This is a genomic window from Mycobacterium sp. MAC_080597_8934 (genome assembly GCF_000523975.1).
In the GTDB taxonomy this organism is placed as follows: domain Bacteria; phylum Actinomycetota; class Actinomycetes; order Mycobacteriales; family Mycobacteriaceae; genus Mycobacterium; species Mycobacterium avium.
Genome location: NZ_JAOS01000019.1, coordinates 396145 through 413651, shown reverse-complemented (window position 1 = coordinate 413651; position 17507 = coordinate 396145). Strand labels below are relative to the sequence as shown.

Sequence of the window (17507 nt, the reverse complement as noted above, 5' to 3'; positions counted from 1 at the left end):
CATGCCGCCAGTGATCGAAATCGCGCGGGAGCACAACCCGTTCCCGACCACCGGCGTGTCCCGCGGCCGCGACGGCATTCCGCGCTACGACGAGCTGCCCGCCACGCTGGTGGACATGCTCGCCGACCAGGTCGACGCCCGCCCGGACAGCGAGGCCGTGGTCGAGCTCGGCGGTGGCCGGCTGACGTACCGGCAGCTGTGGGACCGGGCGGCGCGGGTGGCCGGCGGGCTGCGCGCCGACGGTCTGCGGCGCGGGGACCGCGTCGCGGTGCGCTATCCCGCCGGGATCGACTGGGTGCTGGCCTTCTGGGGCACGGTGCTGGCCGGCGGCGTTGCGGTGGCGGTCAACACGCGCTCCGCGCAACCGGAGGTCGATTTCGTGCTGTCCGACTCCGGTGCACGGCTACAGCTGGCGCCGGGTCGCCCGCTGCCGGACGGAAAACCCTACGTCACCGAGCAACTCGGCGCGGCCGACACCGCCGCCCTGTTCTACACGTCGGGCACCACCGGCCACCCCAAGGGCGTGCCGACCACACACGAGGCATTCCTGACCAACACCGAGAACGCGATCCGCTGCCTGCAGCAGCCGCGGGACCTGGGCGAGGACATGCGCACGCTGATCTCGGTGCCGCTGTTCCATGTGACCGGTTGCAACTCACAACTTTTGGCCGCGGCCCGGCTCGGGGGAGCGTCGGTGATCCTGCCCGCGCTCGACCTGGATGCGCTGCTCAACGCGGTGGTCGCCGAACGTGTCTCGGTGATGGTCACCGTCCCGGCAATCTATGCATTGTTATTGCGCCACAAGGATTTTGCCGGAACCGACGTATCCCGCGTGCGCTGGGTCGGTTACGGCGGGGCGCCCATCGCGCCGTCGCTGGTGCGCACGGTGAAAGACGCTTTCCCGCACGCCACGGTGTTCAACGGCTACGGCATGACCGAGACGGCGTCGCTGATGACGGTGCTGCCCGACCGCGAAGCCGTCGAGCATGCCGATTCGGTCGGGTATGCGGTCCCGTCGGTGGACCTGGGGCTGATCCCGTTCGGCGACAACGAACCCGGCGTCGGGGAGTTGGTCACCCGCGGCGGCAACGTGACCGCCGGCTACTGGAACCGGCCGCAGGCCACCGCGAGCACCTTCGCCGGGGGCTGGCTGCACACCGGCGACGTGGTGCGCGTCGACGACGCCGGCCGGGTGCACATCATCGACCGGCTCAAGGACATCATCAACCGCGGCGGCGAGAACGTCTCCAGCGTCGAGGTCGAGGCGGTGCTGCTGGGTGCGCCCGGCGTCGCGGATGCGTGCGTGCTGGGGGTGCCCGACGACGTGATGGGCGAGAAAGTGGGGGCGGTGCTGTTCGGCGACGACGACATCGACGTGCCGGCGGTGCTCGAGCACTGCCGTGGCCGGCTGGCCGACTTCAAGGTGCCGCAGTACATTACGGTCGTCGACGGCCCACTGCCGCGCAATGCCGGCGGCAAACTGCTCAAGGCCAGACTGCGCGACCAGGTGCGCTGGGGTGACCCGCTGCGATGACCGCGAGCCTGCTGGTCGCCAACCGCGGCGAGATCGCACTTCGAATCATCCGCACCGCAACCGAACTGGGCATGCGAACCGTCGCCGTGTACGCCGCGGACGACGCGCACAGCCCGCATGTGCACGCCGCCGACGAGGCGATGCCGCTGCCCGGCAGCGGCCCGCCCGCCTACCTGAACCAGGCTGCCCTGCTGGCCGTGGCCGAGAACACCGGCGCAACGCTGATTCATCCGGGCTACGGATTCCTGTCCGAGAACGCCGAATTCGCCGAGGCCTGCGCCGCCGCCCGCCGCACCTTCGTGGGCCCCGACGCGCGCGTGCTCGAGCTGCTGGGCAACAAGACGGCGGCCCGCCGCGCCGCGATCGCCGCCGAGGTGCCGACGCTGGCCGCCACCGCCGGCCCGAGCGGCGTCGAGGACATCGAGGCATTCTTCGCCGCGCACCCCGGCGGCATCATGATCAAGGCGCTGGCCGGCGGCGGCGGGCGGGGAATGCGCAAGGTGCACAACGCCGCTCAGATCGCCGGCGCCTACCAACGCTGCGCCGCGGAGGCGCGGCTGGGGTTCGGCGACCCGGCGCTGTTCGCCGAGGCGCTGCTCGGCGACGCCCGCCACATCGAGGTGCAGGTGGTCGCCGCGCCGGCCGGGCACCAAACGCACGCCCTGGCGGTGGGCGACCGCGACTGCAGCATCCAGCGGCGCTACCAGAAGCTGATCGAAATCGCGCCCGCCCAAGGGCTTTCGGAGGAGCTACGCCGCGCGCTGCACCAGGCGGCCGTGCGGTTGTGCGCCCGCGTCGGGCTGCGCGGGCTGGCCACCGTGGAGTTCCTGGTCAGCGGCGAGCAGTTCGTCTTCCTGGAGGTCAACCCGCGAATCCAGGTGGAGCACACCGTCACCGAACAGACCACCGGGCTCGACCTGGTCGCCGTGCAGCTTGCGATCGCCGGCGGCGAGTCCTACTACCGGCTGGGCCTGCCGGCCGGAATCGCCTCGGACGGCACCGAAGTCATCGGCGAGCCGGCCACCCAGCGGGGCATCGCGATCCAGCTGCGGGTCAACGCGGAGACGTTCGGCCCCGACTTCTCCGTGCTGCCGTCCGCCGGCACGCTCACCGCGTTCTGCCCACCCAGCGGACCGGGAGTGCGCGTCGACACCTACGGCCGGCCCGGACTGGTGGTGAGCCCGCAGTACGACTCGCTGCTGGCCAAGGTGATCGTCGCGGTGCACGGATCCTCGTGGCGGGCGGCGATGCGCAAGGCCGACACCGCCCTGTCCGAATTCGGCGTCGAGGGCGTGGCCACCAACATCGGGTTCCTGCGCCGGCTGCTGGCCGAACAGCGACTCGAAACCGGCTGGGTGAACACTGATTTCGTGGACGATAAGCTTCCCGAGTTGGCCGCCGCCGCGCTGACCCATCAGCCCGGCCCGCAGCCGGGCGCCGTCGAGCTCTATCCCGGCGAGGACGCGCTGCGGGCGCAGCTGGCCGGCACCGTGGTCGAGGTGGCGCCCGAGGGCGCGGATTACCCCGCGGGCGCCCAGCTGGTCGTCCTGGAAGCGATGAAGATGCAGCACGTCCTCGCCGCGCCGGACGCGCTGCGCACCGTCCGGGTGCTGGTGACCCCCGGCCAGGTCGTCGGGACCGGCGATCCGCTGCTGGTTTTCACCCGCACCACGGGCGGTGACGACGGTGAATCCGTCACGGCGGCAACCGATCTCGACCTAACCCGCGCCGACCTGGACGAGGTGATCGAGCGCCACGCCCGGACCCTGGACGAGGGGCGCCCGGACGCCGTCGCCAAACGGCACCGGCAGGGCCGGCGCACCGCCCGGGAGAACATCGACGACCTCGTCGACCCCGGCAGCTTCGTCGAATACGGCGCCCTGGCCATCGCCGCGCAGCGCAGCCGGCGCTCCGAGGAGGACCTGATCGCCAACACCCCGGCCGACGGTCTGGTCGCCGGCCTGGCCACCGTCGGCGCCGACCGGTTCGGGCGGGCCGCGGCGCAGGCCGTCGTGGCCTCCTACGACTACACCGTGCTGGCGGGCACCCAGGGCATGCGCAACCACGCCAAGACCGACCGCGTCTTCGACCTGGCCGCCCGGAAACGGCTGCCGGTGGTGCTTTTCGCCGAGGGCGGCGGCGGACGGCCCGGCGACACCGACGTCGGCGGCGCCGCGGGGCTGGACGTGCCGACCTTCCGGATGCTGGCCGGGCTGCGCGGGCGGGTGCCGCTGGTGTCGGTCGTCTCGGGCCGGTGCTTCGCCGGCAACGCCGCGCTCGCCGGGGTGTGCGACGTCATCATCGCGACCCCGGACGCCAACATCGGGATGGGCGGGCCGGCGATGATCGAAGGTGGCGGGCTGGGCGTCTACCCGCCCGAGGCGATCGGGCCGATCGCCGTGCAGCGCCGCAACGGGGTGGTCGGCCTGGTCGCCCGCGACGAAGCGCACGCGGTGTCGCTGGCCAAGCAATACCTCTCCTACTTTCAGGGCCGCCTGGACCGGTGGCAGGCGCCCGACCCGCGGGTGGCCCGACATGTGGTGCCGCAGAACCGATTACGCGCCTACGATGTGCACCGCGCCATCGAGGCGATCGTCGATGTCGGGTCGGTGCTGGAGCTGCGCCCCGACTACGGGGTGGGCATCGTCACCGCGCTGGTGCGCGTCGAGGGCGTGCCCTACGGGCTGATCGCCAACAGCACCCATCACCTCGGCGGCGCCATCGACGCCGAAGCCGCCGACAAGGCCGGCGACTTCCTGGCGTTGTGCGAATCCTTTGGGCTGCCGGTGATCTCGCTGTGCGACACCCCCGGCTTCATGGTGGGGCCCGATGCCGAGACCCAGGCCGCGGTGCGCCGGTTCGGCCGGATGTTCGTGCTGGGTGCGCGGCTGACGGTGCCGCTGGGAATGATCATCCTGCGCAAGGGATACGGGCTCGGCGCGATGGCCATGGCCGGCGGGTCGTTCCGCGCACCGCAATTCACCGTTGCCTGGCCGACGGGCGAGATCGGGGGCATGGGCCTGGAGGGCGCGGTGCGGCTCGGCTACCGCAAGGAGCTGGCCGCCGTCACCGATCCGGCCGAACGGCAAAACCTCTTCGACCGCCTGGTGGCGGCCGCCTACCAGCACGGCAAGGCGCTGCGGGCGGCGACCACCTTCGAGCTGGACGACGTCATAGACCCAGCAGCCTCGCGGGCCTGGATCACCAGGCTCTCGGGAGGCTGACTGGTTGAGCGGTTACGCGTGGCCGGAGCCGCAACCGACGCCGGGCAGGCAGCCCTGGCCGCCGGGCACGCCGCCGGGGCCGGCGAACTGGCCACCGGAGCCGCAGCCCACGCCGGGCACGCAGCCCTGTCCGCCCGGGCCGCCGCCCGGACCCTGGTCCTGCCCACCGGAGCCGCAGTTGCCGTTGGCGTCGCAGCCACCACCACCCGGGTCGTCCTTGAAGGTGATGTGCGTGGGCGCGGCCGGCCCGGCTGGCCCTGCGACGATGACGTCAGCGGCGGCCGCGGGCGCGGCGGCGATGGCCGCGGCAGCCGCTGCGGCAACGACCAGCGGTTTCATGAGTGTCAATTTCGATCGCATGCGGCTGGCATACCACCTCAACACCTGTCCAAAACATCGCGAATAAAATTTCGGCAGCAAACGAACGACCGGCCCACCACCGCGACAGAAGGCACACCATGACCTCACAGGATCTGACCGGACGCACCGCCATCATCACCGGCGCGTCGCGCGGTATCGGGCTGGCCATCGCCCAGCAGCTGGCCGCGGCGGGCGCCAACGTGGTGCTCACCGCCCGCAAGCAGGAGGCCGCCGACGCGGCCGCCGCCCAGGTGGGGCCGCAGGCCCTCGGGGTCGGTGCCCACGCGGTCGACGAGGACGCGGCCCGCCAGTGCGTGCGGCTCACGCTGGAGCGCTTCGGCAGCGTCGACATCCTGGTCAACAACGCCGGGACGAATCCGGCGTACGGGCCGCTGATCGAGCAGGACCACGCCCGGTTTGCCAAGATCTTCGACGTCAACCTGTGGGCGCCGCTGCTGTGGACCTCGCTGGCGGTCAAGTCGTGGATGGGCGAACACGGCGGCTCGATCGTCAACACGGCCTCCATCGGCGGCCTGCACCAGTCGCCGGCAATGGGCATGTACAACGCCACCAAGGCGGCGCTGATCCACGTCACCAAGCAACTGGCGCTGGAACTTTCGCCGCGCGTCCGGGTCAACGCGATCGCCCCCGGGGTGGTGCGCACCCGGCTCGCCGAGGCGCTGTGGAAGGACCACGAGGACCCGCTGTCGTCCTCGATCGCGCTGGGCCGCATCGGCGAGCCGATCGACGTGGCAGCCGCCGTCGCTTTCCTGCTGTCCGACGCCGCCAGCTGGATCACCGGCGAGACACTGGTCATCGACGGCGGCACCGTGCTCGGCGCCGCGCAGGGATTCCGGCCGGCGCCGACGCCGTCCTGACCTCACCGCCGCGGCGACGCTAGAGTTTCCCGACCACACCTTGAAGGCGGGAACCAGCGGATGCGTGTGCTGCTGTCGGCGTACGACTCGCGCGGCGGGGTGCAGCCGCTGGCCGCGCTCGCGGTGCAGCTGCGGGCGCTCGGCGTCGACGCGCGGGTGAGCGCCCCGCCGGACGCGGAATTCGCCGAGCTGCTGGCCCGCGCCGGGGTGCCGCTGGTGGCGTTCGGCGACTCGCTGCGGGCGATGAAAACCGCGGCGACGACGCCGTCGGAGGCGCAGCTGCGCCGCCAGCTGGACGGGCTCATCGCCGCCCAGTTCGACGCGGCGGCCGCCGCCCGGGAATGCGACGCCCTGGTGGTGGCCGGCTTCCCGCCGGCAGCGGCCGCCGCCCGCTCGGCCGCCGAAAAGCAGGGCGCCCACTACGTTTACGTCAGCTATCAGCCCACCATCCTGCCGTCGCCGCACTACCCGCCGCCCGGGTACGCCGACGCGGCGATCGACAACCGGCTGCTGTGGCAGCTTGACGGCCGGTACATGCAGGCGCTGTTCGGCGAGACGCTCAACGCGCGCCGGGCGGCGATCGGCCTGCCGCCGCTGGACGACCTCCGCGGCTACGCGCTCACCGAGCGCCCGTGGCTGGCCACCGACCCGACCCTGGATCCGTGGCGGCCGCCCGGCGACCTCGACGTGGTGCAGACCGGCGCCTGGCTGCTGGCCGACGATCGCCGGTTGCCCGCGGAGCTGGACGCCTTCCTGGATGCCGGCGCCCCGCCGGTGTACGTGGGCTTCGGCAGCATGCCGATGCGGGCCTGTCGGGACGTCGCCCGGGTGGCCATCGAGGCGGTGCGCGCGCAGCGGCGCCGCGCCGTCGTCTCCCGCGGCTGGGCCGGGCTGGGCCCGATCGACGACGGCGAGGACTGCCTGGTCGTGGGTGAGGTCAACCACCAGGCGCTGTTCGGGCGGGTCGCGGCCGTCGTGCACCACGGCGGGGTGGGCACCCTGACGGCGGCCGCGCTGGCCGGCGCGCCCCAGGTGGTGGTGCCCCAGGGCGCCGACCAGCCGTACTGGGCGGCCCGGGTGGCCGAGCTGGGCATCGGCGCCGCCCACGACGGCCCGGCCCCCACCGTCGAATCGCTGTCCGCCGCGCTCGGGACCGCCCTGACCGAGCGGACCCGCGCCCGCGCGGGGGCGGTGGCCGCGACGATCCGCACCGACGGCGCGGCGCGGGCCGCGCGGCTGCTGGTGGCGCGGCTAGCGGGGTAACGCCGCGGCGAACACGTCGCGCATCGCGTCCCAGTGCCGTTCGGCCGCGGCCGGGTCATAGGGCGCATTGTCGGGGACCGCGAAACCGTGTGCGGCCGAATACCATTCGATGGTGTGCCGGACACCGGCCGCGGTCAGCGCCTTGTCCAGCTGCTCGGCGTGATCGGTGGTGAACGACGCGTCGTCCTGGGCGCCGCCGACATACACCGTGGCGCTCATCCGGTCGGCCAGCAGGTGCGGGCTGTCGTCGCTGTCGGTCACCAGGCCGCCGCCGTGGAACGACGCCGCCGCGGCCACCCGGTCGGGCAGCCGGCCGGCCACGATGAGCGATGTCCGCCCGCCCATGCAGTAGCCGCACACCCCGAACCGGTCGCCGGACACCTCCGGGCGGGCGGCCAGGTAGTCGAAGAACGCCGCGGCGTCGGTGGCCATCCGGTCCGGGGTGACGCTGCCGATCATGGCGAACAGGCGGTTGCGCTCCTGCTGGTCGGCGAACACGGTCGCCATGTCGAACGGGGCCCATTCGCCGCTGCGGTAGTAGACGTCGGGCAGCAGCACCGCGTAGCCGAATCCGGCCAGCTCGGCGGCCATCTGGTCGAATGTGTCGCGCACCCCGCCGGCGTCGGGATACATGACCACGCCGGGCCACGGCCCGGACCCGTCGGGGAAAAACAGGCGCACCGGGCAGGTGCCGTCGGCGGTGCTGATGCTGTCGGTGATCTTCGGCATGGCACCCGTTCTACTCCTGGCCGTCCGACGTAAGATCGCCGCGTGCCCATCCCGACGCCCTACGAGGACCTTCTGCGTCTGGTGCTCGATCGGGGAACGGCCAAATCCGACCGAACCGGCACCGGGACGCGCAGCCTGTTCGGCCAGCAGCTGCGCTATGACCTGTCGGCCGGCTTCCCGCTGATCACCACCAAGAAGGTGCATCTGAAATCGGTGGTCTATGAGTTGCTGTGGTTCTTGCGCGGCGACTCCAACGTCGACTGGCTGCACCGGCACGGCGTCACCATTTGGGACGAATGGGCAAGCGACACAGGCGATCTCGGACCGATCTACGGCGTGCAGTGGCGGTCCTGGCCGACGCCGTCGGGTGAGCACATCGACCAGATCAGCGCCGCGCTGGATCTGTTGCGCACCGACCCCGACTCGCGGCGCATCATCGTCTCGGCGTGGAACGTCGGCGAGATCCCGCGGATGGCGCTGCCGCCGTGTCACGCGTTCTTCCAGTTCTACGTAGCCGACGGGCGGCTGAGCTGCCAGCTCTACCAGCGCAGCGCCGACCTGTTTCTGGGCGTGCCGTTCAACATCGCCAGCTACGCCCTGCTCACCCACATGATGGCCGCCCAGGCCGGGCTGTCGGTCGGCGAATTCGTGTGGACCGGCGGCGACTGCCACATCTACGACAACCACGTCGAGCAGGTCCGGCTGCAGCTGAGCCGCGAGCCCAGGCCCTACCCGGAACTCGTTCTGGCGCATAGGGATTCCATCTTCGACTACACCTACGACGACGTCGTGGTGCACAACTACGATCCGCACCCGGCCATCAAGGCCCCCGTCGCGGTATGACCCGTGCCGAGGTGGGCCTGGTGTGGGCCCAGTCGACGTCTGGCGTCATCGGCCGCGGCGGTGACATCCCGTGGAACGTGCCCGAAGACCTGACCCGGTTCAAAGAGGTGACCATGGGGCACACCGTGATCATGGGCCGGCGGACCTGGGAGTCGTTGCCGGCCAAGGTGCGGCCGCTGCCCGGCCGGCGCAACGTGGTGGTGTCCCGCCGGCCCGACTTCGTCGCCGAGGGGGCGCGGGTGGCCGGGTCGCTGGAGGCGGCCCTCGCGTACGCCGGGAGCGACCCGGCGCCGTGGGTGATCGGCGGCGCGCAGATCTATCTGCTGGCGCTGCCCCATGCCACCCGCTGCGAGGTCACCGAAATCGAGATCGACCTGCGCCGCGACGACGACGACGCGCTGGCGCCGGCGCTGGACGACAGCTGGGTAGGCGAGACGGGCGAGTGGCTGGCCAGCCGCTCCGGGCTGCGGTACCGGTTCCACAGCTACCGTCGGGACCCGCGCTCTTCCGTTCGCGGCTGTTCGCCCTCACGCCCGAGCTGACATACTCGGACGCGGGGGTCGGTCACACACCGTCTACCAGCCGCTGTTCGGGAAAAGGGGGAATTGGCAGTGATCACCGAACCCGTCAAGACGTTTTCGCGCAAGTTCATGGGCTACGACACCACCGCGGTCGACGCGCACATCGAGATGCTGACCGCCAAGCAGCAGCTGCTGATCGACGACGTGGAGAGCCTGCGGGCAAGGCTGCAGGAGTCCAACGAGCAAACGGCCGCGCTGCGCAAGGAGGTCGCCGCGCTCACCGACACCTCGCCGGCGCCGCACGCGGTGCAGCAGCGGATGGCCAAGATGCTGGCCCGCGCGGTCGACGAGGTGGCCGAGATGCAGGCCGAGGCGCGGGCCGAGGCCGACGCGCTGATCGCCGCGGCGGAAGCCGAGGCGCAGGCCGCCGAGCGCAAGCGCGACGAGGTGCTCGCCGACATGGCCGCGCAGCAGGAGGCACTGGAGGCCGAATACCGGGAGACCAAGGAGAAGCTGGACGCCGAGCTGGCCGACATGCGCGCCGAGGCGCAGGCGGCCATCGACGAGGCGCGCCGCACCGCCGAACGGGAGTGCGAGCAGCTGCTCGGCGACGCCAAGCAGGGCGCCGACCACTACCGCGACACGGCCCGGCGTGCGGTGGAGGAGGCCAGCGCGCAGCGGATCAAGATCCTCGAGCAGCTGATGAGCGTGTACGGCGAGCTCGAGGACGTCCCGGCCGCGCTGCAGGCCGCCTACGACGAGCAGCAGGGCTCGGCCGACGACGGCGTGCTGGCGGCGGTGGACGGCAAGGTCCGCGCGGGCTGAGTGTCGCCGGGCGGCGGTATCGTCGGCGCCGTGTCGACCCGCAGGCTGTCCGTCGCCCAGGCCCGCCGGATTGCCGTTGCGGCGCAAGGCTTTACCGAGCCCCGGCCCGCGGGTGCCGTCACCCGCGCGCACCTGAACCGGCTGATATCCAAAATCCAAGTGCTGCAATTGGATTCGGTGTCGGTGACGGTGCGTGCCCACTACGCTCCGGTGTTCAGCCGGCTCGGCCCGTATGACCGCGAGGTGCTCGACCGCGCCGCGTGGGGCCCGCGCTCGTCGCGGCTGCTGGTCGAGTACTGGGCGCATGAGGCCGCGCTGATGGCCGTCGAGGATTGGCCGTTGCTGCGCTGGCGGATGCGTCAGTACCGGCACGGCCGGTGGGGAACCCACATCGTGCAGGCCAATCCGCGGCTCGCCGACGCGGTCGTGGCCGCCGTCGCCGAGCTCGGGCCCAGCACGGCCGGGCAGATCGAGGCGCATCTGGCGGCCGAGCCGCGCCGCAGGAAGGGCGCCTGGTGGAACCGCAGCGACACCAAGTGGGTCGCCGAGGCGCTGTTCGCCGCCGGAGTGCTCACCACCGCCACCCGGGTCGGCTTCGCCCGCCACTACGACCTGGTGGAACGGGTGCTGCCGGCCGACGTCCTGGCCCGCCGGGTCGACGACGACGAGGCGATCCGGGAGCTGACGCTGCGGGCCGCCGGTGCGCTGGGGGTGGGCACCGAGGCCGACATTCGCGACTATTTCCGGCTGTCCGCCGCGCAGGTCAAGCCGGCGATCGCCGAGCTGGTGGCCGCCGGCGACCTGGAACGGGTCGAGGTGGCCGGCTGGCCGGCGCCGGCCTACCTGCGGACCGGCCGCGCGGTGCCGCGCACGGACCGCGGCACCGCGCTGCTGTGCCCATTCGACCCGCTGATCTTCTTCCGGCCCCGCGTCGAGAGGCTCTTCGAATTCCATTACCGCATCGAGATTTACACGCCGGCCGCCAAGCGCCGTTACGGCTACTATGTGTGGCCGCTGCTGATGGACGGGCGGCTGGCGGCCCGCGTCGACCTGAAGGCCGACCGGGCCGAGGGCACGCTGCGCGTCCTCGGCGCCTTCGCCGAGCCGCAGGCGCCGCGGCCCCGGGTCGCCGCGGCGCTGGCCGGTGAGTTGTGGTCCATGGCGTCCTGGCTGGGGCTGGGCGGGCTCAGCGTCGCCGACCGCGGGGATCTGGCCCCGGCGCTGCGTGCGGTCGCCTGACGCGGCCACACGGCGCGCATCGTCGCCGGGCGGGGGCAGATTGCCCGGCTCCTCCTCGCGCCGCGCGGCGGCGCGCATCGTCGCCGGGCGGGGGCAGATTGCCCGGCTCCTCCTCGCGCCGCGCGGCGGCGCGCATCGTCGCCGGGCGGGGTCAGATTGCCCGGCTCCTCCTCGCGCCGCGCGGCGGCGCGCATCGTCGCCGGGCTAAGGTGATTGCCCGTGGCCGAGATCGCGCCGCTGCGCGTGCAACTGATCGCCAAGACCGACTTCCTGGCGCCCCCGGACGTGCCGTGGAGCACCGACGCCGACGGCGGCCCCGCGCTGGTCGAGTTCGCCGGGCGGGCCTGCTACCAGAGCTGGTCGAAACCCAACCCCAAAACCGCGACCAACGCCGGCTACATCAAGCACATCATCGACGTCGGCCACTTCTCGGTGCTCGAACACGCGAGCGTGTCGTTCTACATCACCGGCATCTCCCGGTCCTGCACCCACGAGCTGATCCGGCACCGGCACTTCTCCTATTCCCAGCTCTCCCAGCGCTACGTCCCCGAAAACGACTCCCGCGTCGTCGTGCCGCCGGGCCTGGACGACGATCCCGAGCTGCAGCAGATCCTGGCCGCGGCCGCCGACGCCAGCCGGGCCACCTACACCGAGCTGCTGGCCAGGCTGGAGGCCAAGTTCGCCGACCAACCCAGCGCCGTACTGCGGCGCAAACAGGCCCGCCAGGCCGCCCGGGCGGTGCTGCCCAACGCGACCGAAACCCGCATCGTCGTCACCGGCAACTACCGCGCCTGGCGCCACTTCATCGCCATGCGGGCCAGCGAGCACGCCGACGTGGAGATCCGGCGGCTGGCCATCGAGTGCCTGCGCCGGCTGGCGGACGTCGCGCCCGCGGTGTTCGCCGACTTCGAGATCGCCACGCTGGCCGACGGCACCGAGGTCGCCACCAGCCCGCTGGCCACCGAGGCCTGAGCGGTCACGAAACCCCTTGCCCCCGCCAGGTAACCTGAACAGCGTGAGCACGGTCGGATTCGACGCCCCAGCGCGGTTGGGAACCGTGCTGACCGCGATGGTCACGCCGTTCGCGGCCGACGGCTCGCTGGACACCGCCGCCGCCGCGCGGCTGGCCAATCATCTCGTCGACTCCGGCTGTGACGGGCTGGTGGTGTCCGGAACCACCGGCGAATCGCCGACCACCACCGACGACGAGAAGCGCGAGCTGCTGCGGGTGGTGCTCGAGGCGGTCGGCGACCGGGCCCGCGTCATCGCCGGCGCCGGCACCTACGACACCGCGCACAGCGTCCGGCTGGCCAAGGCCTGCGCGGCCGAGGGCGCGCACGGTCTGCTGGTGGTCACGCCCTACTACTCGAAGCCCCCGCAGCGCGGGCTGATCGCGCATTTCACCGCCGTCGCCGACGCGACCGAACTGCCGGTGCTGCTCTACGACATTCCCGGACGCTCGGTGGTGCCCATCGAGTCGAGCACCATCCGCGCGCTGGCGTCGCACCCCAACATCGTCGGCGTCAAGGACGCCAAGGCCGACCTGCACGCCGGCGGCCAGATCATCGCCGAGACCGGACTGGCCTACTACTCCGGAGACGACGCGCTGAACCTGCCGTGGCTGGCCATGGGGGCCACCGGTTTCATCAGCGTGATCTCGCACGTCGCCGCCAATCAGCTACGGGAGTTGTTGTCCGCCTTCACTTCCGGGGACATCGCCACCGCCCGCAAGATCAACGCGACCGTCGCGCCGCTGTGCGACGCGATGGCCCGCCTGGGCGGGGTGACGATGTCGAAGGCGGGGCTGCGGCTGCAGGGAATCGACGTCGGCGACCCGCGACTGCCGCAGGTGCCGGCGACGCCCGAGCAGATCGAGGCGTTGACCGCCGACATGCGTGCGGCCTCGGTGCTCAGGTGACCCGGGGAGCGTCCGAGCAGTGGATGTAGACCTCGCCCCGCCTGGCCCGCTGGCCGCCGGGGGGTTGCGGGTCACCGCGCTGGGCGGCATCAGCGAAATCGGCCGCAACATGACGGTTTTCGAGCACCTGGGCCGGCTGTTGATCATCGACTGCGGGGTGATGTTTCCCACCCACGACGAGCCCGGCGTCGATCTGATCCTGCCGGACCTGCGGCACATCGAAGACCGGCTCGACGACATCGAGGCGCTGGTGCTCACCCACGCGCACGAGGACCACATCGGCGGCATCCCCTACCTGCTCAAGCTGCGGCCCGACATCCCGGTCGTCGGTTCGAAATTCACCCTGGCCCTGGTCGCCGCCAAGTGCCGCGAACACCGGCTCAAGCCGGTGTTCGTCGAGGTGTCCGAGGGGCGCAAGAGCACCCACGGCGTGTTCGAATGCGAATACTTCGCCGTCAACCACTCCATCCCCGACGCGCTGGCGATCGCCGTACACACCGGCGCCGGAACGGTTTTGCACACCGGCGACATCAAGCTCGACCAGCTTCCGCTGGACGGCCGGCCCACCGATCTGCCCGGCATGTCGCGGCTCGGTGACGCCGGGGTCGACCTGTTCCTGTGCGATTCGACCAACGCCGAGCTGCCCGGCGTCGGCCCCTCGGAAAGCGAAGTCGGCCCGACCTTGCACCGGCTGATCCGCGGCGCCGAGGGCCGCGTCATCGTGGCCTGCTTCGCCTCCAACGTGGACCGGGTTCAGCAGATCATCGATGCCGCAGTGGCATTGGGCCGGCGGGTGTCATTCGTCGGCCGGTCGATGGTGCGCAACATGGGCATCGCCCGCGAACTCGGATTCCTGCGGGTAGCCGACGCCGACGTGATCGACATCGGCGCCGCCGAGCTGATGCCGCCGGAGCGGGTGGTGCTGATCACCACCGGCACCCAGGGCGAGCCGATGTCGGCGCTGTCGCGGATGTCGCGCGGCGAGCACCGCAGCATCACGCTGACCGCGGGCGACCTTGTGGTGCTGGCCTCGTCGCTGATCCCGGGCAACGAGGAGGCGGTCTACGGCGTGATCGACGAGCTCGCCAAGATCGGCGCCCGGGTGGTCACCAACGCCCAAGCGCGCGTTCATGTTTCGGGCCACGCCTACGCCGGTGAGCTGTTGTTCCTGTACAACGGCGTCCGGCCGCGCCACGTGATGCCGGTGCACGGGACGTGGCGGATGCTGCGGGCCAACTCCAAGCTGGCAGCCCGCACCGGCGTGCCGGAGGAGTCGATCCTGCTGGCCGAGAACGGGGTGAGCGTCGACCTGGTCGCGGGCAGGGCCTCGATCTCCGGGGCGGTGCCGGTCGGCAAGATGTTCGTCGACGGCCTGGTCGACGGCGACGTCGGCGACATCACGTTGGGGGAGCGGCTGATCCTGTCGTCGGGTTTCGTGGCGGTGACGGTGGTGGTGCAGCGCGGCACCGGGCGTCCCGTGGCGCCACCGCATCTGCATTCGCGCGGCTTCTCCGAGGACCCCAAGGCGCTCGAGCCCGCGGTGCGCCGGGTCGAGGAGGAGCTCGAGGCGCTGGTGGCCGAGAACATCACCGACCCCAGCCGCATCGCCCAGGGGGTGCGGCGCACCGTCGGCAAATGGGTGGGCGAAACCTACCGCCGACAGCCGATGATCGTCCCCACCGTCATCGAGGTCTAGCCCCGGCTCACTCCGCACCCGGCTCGCTCCGCCGCGAAACTTAAAGCAGGCAGGCGCTTTTCGGCGTGTCGTCGCCAAGGTTTAAGTGTCGCGAACGCCCGCGGTGGCTAGGTCTTCTCCGCGTAGGCCGACCATTCCAGCTGGGAGGCTTTGAGTTTGCGGCCGGTGGGCACGACATACCGCTGCATGAGTTCGTCGGGTCCGGCCTGCTCCACCAGCCGCCAGCCGTACTCGGCGAGGAAGTCGGCGACCTCGCCGGGCTGCAAACCGAAATGCCACAGCTGGCGCCGCTGGCGCACGTTGCGGTACAGCGTGCGGGTGCCGTACCGGTTGGTTCCGTCGATGAAATCGCTTCGCACATAGGTGAATACGAGCCGGCTGCCCGGGGCGGCCGCGCGCAGCCCGTCCAGCGTCCGGCGCACGGTGGCCTCGCTGAGGTACTGGGTGACGCCTTCGCAGATGAAGAACACCCGGTAGTCGGTGCGGTAGCCGTGCTCGGCCAGCGCGGTGAGCAGGTCGTCGTGCTCGAGGTCCAACGCGACCAACCGAACCGACAGCGGCAGCTCGCCGAGCACCCGGCGGACCGTCTTGAATTTGCGGGCGACGTTGACCGGCAGGTCGACCTCGAACACCGGGATGCGCACCCGCCGGGTCAGCAGGTAGGCCCGGGTGTCGAGCCCCGCACCCAGGATGACGACGGCGTTGATGTCGTCGAGCGACTCCTTGAGCTTGTCGGCGATGAAACGCTTGCGGCAGGCCAGATTCGCCCACAGCCCGGGACCGGTGAACTCCGAGCCGCGGATCATCAGGTGACGAACCGGGGCGAACCGGGTGGCGCCGACCAGCCAGCGCAGCGGCGCGGGCAGGAACAGCTCGGCGAAGTCGTCGTCTACCAAACGGCGGCCGGGCGGCTCGTTCTGCTCCACCGCCGCCAACACCATCGGCCCAAATGCCGTCTGCGCTACCGGATTTCGTGCCATGGCCGCTACTTGTTCAAAAAGCCCGCGTCCACCGGCAGGGTGACGCCGGTGATGTAGCGGGCCTGGTCGGACACCAACCACGCCACCGCGTTGGCGACGTCTTCGGGGGCGAGCACCTCCACCGGCATGGCATTGCCCATCGCCCCCGGCGTGTCGGTCGCGTCGGCCATCTTGGCCAGCCACTCCCGGGTGAACTCGTTGTTGATCATCGGCGTCTCCACCCCGGAGGGATGGATCGAGTTCACCCGGATCATCTGCCCGGCAAGCAGATTCGCGTATACCCGCATCAAACCCACCACCCCGTGCTTGGCGGCGACGTAGCCGACCGAACCCGGGTCCGCGCTGCCGACGCCGGCCAGCCCGGCGCTCGAACTGATCAGCACGATCGACCCGCCGGTGCCCTGTTTGACCAGGGTCGGGATTGCGACCTTGATGGTGTGGTAGACGCCGGTGAGGTTGACGTCGATGACGTCGTGCCAGCCGTCGTCACCGGCGGACATGGGCGCGATGCCGGCGTTGGCCACCACGATGTCCAGGCGGCCGAACTCGTCGAGACCCGCCTGCAGCGCCGCCGACAGGGATTCCCGGTCACGCACGTCGGCCTGCCTGGCCACGATGCGCGAGCCGATGTCCTCCACCAGCTTCACCGTGGCCGCCAGCTCCTCGGGGGTGGCCAGCGGGTAGGGCACGCTGGCGATCTGGTCACACAGGTCGACGGCGATGATGTCCGCGCCGTCGGCGGCCAGCCGCACCGCGTGCGCGCGCCCCTGACCGCGCGCCGCGCCGGTGATGAAGGCGACCTTTCCCGTCAGGGGCCCTTCCGAGGAGCGGGGCATCAGGGACGCAACTGTCCCTTGCCCGGGTCGCCGGCCGGAACCGGCTGCAACATCTTGATGTCCGGGGCCCCGTCGAGGTGCTCGCCGGCCGCGCTGAACATCTTGCCGATCGCGGGCGCGGTGCTGTGCGCCTTGAGCGCCTCCTCGTCGGCCCACTGCTCGACGAACACGAACGTCTCGCCCGACTGGTGCAGCGAATACAGCTGACAACCGGGTTCGTCGTGCACCTCTTCGACCGCACGAGTCAAGATGTCGCGGACGGTGTCGACCGATTCCGGTTTGACGGTCATGGTGGCGACGACGACGACGGGCATGCTTGTGGCCTCCTGGGCGCTCCTGGGGTGGGGTGACGAGCACGACTTCTCGCACCGGATGTCACCCTACTCACGCGAATTCGGGGCCCGGCCCGCAGCTGCCGCACAAGCCTGGTCGTTACCAGTGTGGCGGGTGGTGTAGATGATGCCGTTGCGACTACCCTTGCCGTCATGCCCAGTAAGACCGCCGCCCGCTCCGGAAGCCGAACGAGCAGGTCAAAGGCCACTTCGCGGTCCAGCGGGTCGCGCGGCGCGCGACCGGCGGCGTCCGCCGCAAGCCGGCAGGCCACCCGGCGGCGGCAGCACCCGCCGCTGGTCGCCGCGGCCTGACCTGCGGCCGCGCCCTG

General features: G+C 71.4%; 16 protein-coding genes. 11 read left to right on the top strand and 5 right to left on the bottom strand.

Features of this window, described 5'->3' with window-relative positions:
• Window position 1: 1 nt before the first annotated feature.
• Both NF20_RS10950 and NF20_RS10945 read left to right on the top strand, forming a co-directional pair.
• Window positions 2-1534: a class I adenylate-forming enzyme family protein gene (locus NF20_RS10950; RefSeq protein WP_170924277.1), complete on the top strand. Its 1533-nt coding sequence runs from the start codon at window positions 2-4 to the stop codon at window positions 1532-1534.
• Window positions 1531-4758, top strand: a complete 3228-nt coding sequence (locus NF20_RS10945; RefSeq protein WP_033717278.1) for an acetyl-CoA carboxylase family protein — start codon at window positions 1531-1533, stop codon at window positions 4756-4758. The genes NF20_RS10950 and NF20_RS10945 overlap by 4 nt, the downstream gene beginning before the upstream one ends.
• Before the next feature lie 12 nt (window positions 4759-4770).
• Here NF20_RS10945 and NF20_RS10940 read toward each other — a convergent pair whose 3' ends face one another.
• Window positions 4771-5097 (bottom strand): hypothetical protein, encoded by a 327-nt coding sequence (locus NF20_RS10940; RefSeq protein ID WP_003875184.1) that lies wholly within the window; start codon window positions 5095-5097, stop codon window positions 4771-4773.
• A gap of 119 nt (window positions 5098-5216) precedes the next feature.
• Between NF20_RS10940 and NF20_RS10935 the strand changes: the two genes are divergently transcribed.
• Both NF20_RS10935 and NF20_RS10930 read left to right on the top strand, forming a co-directional pair.
• Window positions 5217-5996 (top strand): SDR family oxidoreductase, encoded by a 780-nt coding sequence (locus NF20_RS10935; protein ID WP_033712675.1) that lies wholly within the window; start codon window positions 5217-5219, stop codon window positions 5994-5996.
• Between the two features lie 60 nt (window positions 5997-6056).
• Window positions 6057-7259 (top strand): glycosyltransferase, encoded by a 1203-nt coding sequence (locus NF20_RS10930; RefSeq protein WP_033712676.1) that lies wholly within the window; start codon window positions 6057-6059, stop codon window positions 7257-7259.
• On the opposite strand, the gene NF20_RS10925 is transcribed toward NF20_RS10930, so the two are convergent.
• Complete coding sequence (locus tag NF20_RS10925; protein WP_003875187.1) at window positions 7248-7988, bottom strand: dienelactone hydrolase family protein; 741 nt, start codon at window positions 7986-7988, stop codon at window positions 7248-7250. The genes NF20_RS10930 and NF20_RS10925 overlap by 12 nt on opposite strands.
• A gap of 42 nt (window positions 7989-8030) precedes the next feature.
• On the opposite strand from NF20_RS10925, the gene NF20_RS10920 reads away from it, so the two are divergent.
• From NF20_RS10920 to NF20_RS10890, 7 genes are all read left to right on the top strand, one after another.
• Window positions 8031-8831, top strand: coding sequence for a thymidylate synthase (locus NF20_RS10920; protein ID WP_009978009.1), 801 nt, complete (start codon window positions 8031-8033; stop codon window positions 8829-8831).
• Complete coding sequence (locus tag NF20_RS10915) at window positions 8828-9373, top strand: dihydrofolate reductase (RefSeq protein ID WP_009978008.1); 546 nt, start codon at window positions 8828-8830, stop codon at window positions 9371-9373. The genes NF20_RS10920 and NF20_RS10915 overlap by 4 nt, the downstream gene beginning before the upstream one ends.
• Before the next feature lie 69 nt (window positions 9374-9442).
• On the top strand, window positions 9443-10177 hold the full coding sequence (locus NF20_RS10910) for a DivIVA domain-containing protein (protein ID WP_019734301.1): 735 nt from the start codon (window positions 9443-9445) through the stop codon (window positions 10175-10177).
• Window positions 10178-11416 (top strand): winged helix-turn-helix domain-containing protein, encoded by a 1239-nt coding sequence (locus NF20_RS10905; RefSeq protein ID WP_369798134.1) that lies wholly within the window; start codon window positions 10178-10180, stop codon window positions 11414-11416.
• 219 nt (window positions 11417-11635) lie between these two features.
• Window positions 11636-12388: an FAD-dependent thymidylate synthase gene (gene thyX / locus NF20_RS10900; protein ID WP_003878641.1), complete on the top strand. Its 753-nt coding sequence runs from the start codon at window positions 11636-11638 to the stop codon at window positions 12386-12388.
• Between the two features lie 43 nt (window positions 12389-12431).
• On the top strand, window positions 12432-13334 hold the full coding sequence (gene dapA / locus NF20_RS10895; protein WP_011725587.1) for a 4-hydroxy-tetrahydrodipicolinate synthase: 903 nt from the start codon (window positions 12432-12434) through the stop codon (window positions 13332-13334).
• A gap of 19 nt (window positions 13335-13353) precedes the next feature.
• Window positions 13354-15030 (top strand): ribonuclease J, encoded by a 1677-nt coding sequence (locus NF20_RS10890; RefSeq protein WP_011725586.1) that lies wholly within the window; start codon window positions 13354-13356, stop codon window positions 15028-15030.
• A gap of 107 nt (window positions 15031-15137) precedes the next feature.
• Here NF20_RS10890 and NF20_RS10885 read toward each other — a convergent pair whose 3' ends face one another.
• From NF20_RS10885 to NF20_RS10875, 3 genes are read right to left on the bottom strand one after another with little or no spacing between them, the layout of a single operon-like run.
• Window positions 15138-16010, bottom strand: coding sequence for an SAM-dependent methyltransferase (locus NF20_RS10885; RefSeq protein ID WP_023861132.1), 873 nt, complete (start codon window positions 16008-16010; stop codon window positions 15138-15140).
• Window positions 16011-16015: 5 nt separating this feature from the next.
• Window positions 16016-16846, bottom strand: a complete 831-nt coding sequence (locus NF20_RS10880) for a mycofactocin-coupled SDR family oxidoreductase (protein ID WP_033712678.1) — start codon at window positions 16844-16846, stop codon at window positions 16016-16018.
• Window positions 16846-17160, bottom strand: a complete 315-nt coding sequence (locus NF20_RS10875) for a putative quinol monooxygenase (protein WP_003875197.1) — start codon at window positions 17158-17160, stop codon at window positions 16846-16848. Before NF20_RS10875 ends, NF20_RS10880 begins: the two co-directional genes overlap by 1 nt.
• Window positions 17161-17507 lie beyond the last annotated feature (347 nt).

Excerpts from the sequence above, each read along its gene's own strand:
- NF20_RS10950 (WP_170924277.1), top strand. The coding sequence starts at position 2 with ATGCCGCCAGTGATCGAAATCGCGCGGGAGCACAACCCGTTCCCGACC.
- NF20_RS10945 (WP_033717278.1), top strand. The coding sequence starts at position 1,531 with ATGACCGCGAGCCTGCTGGTCGCCAACCGCGGCGAGATCGCACTTCGA.
- NF20_RS10940 (WP_003875184.1), bottom strand. The coding sequence starts at position 5,097 with ATGAAACCGCTGGTCGTTGCCGCAGCGGCTGCCGCGGCCATCGCCGCC.
- NF20_RS10935 (WP_033712675.1), top strand. The coding sequence starts at position 5,217 with ATGACCTCACAGGATCTGACCGGACGCACCGCCATCATCACCGGCGCG.
- NF20_RS10930 (WP_033712676.1), top strand. The coding sequence starts at position 6,057 with ATGCGTGTGCTGCTGTCGGCGTACGACTCGCGCGGCGGGGTGCAGCCG.
- NF20_RS10925 (WP_003875187.1), bottom strand. The coding sequence starts at position 7,988 with ATGCCGAAGATCACCGACAGCATCAGCACCGCCGACGGCACCTGCCCG.
- NF20_RS10915 (WP_009978008.1), top strand. The coding sequence starts at position 8,828 with ATGACCCGTGCCGAGGTGGGCCTGGTGTGGGCCCAGTCGACGTCTGGC.
- NF20_RS10885 (WP_023861132.1), bottom strand. The coding sequence starts at position 16,010 with ATGGCACGAAATCCGGTAGCGCAGACGGCATTTGGGCCGATGGTGTTG.
- NF20_RS10880 (WP_033712678.1), bottom strand. The coding sequence starts at position 16,846 with ATGCCCCGCTCCTCGGAAGGGCCCCTGACGGGAAAGGTCGCCTTCATC.
- NF20_RS10875 (WP_003875197.1), bottom strand. The coding sequence starts at position 17,160 with ATGCCCGTCGTCGTCGTCGCCACCATGACCGTCAAACCGGAATCGGTC.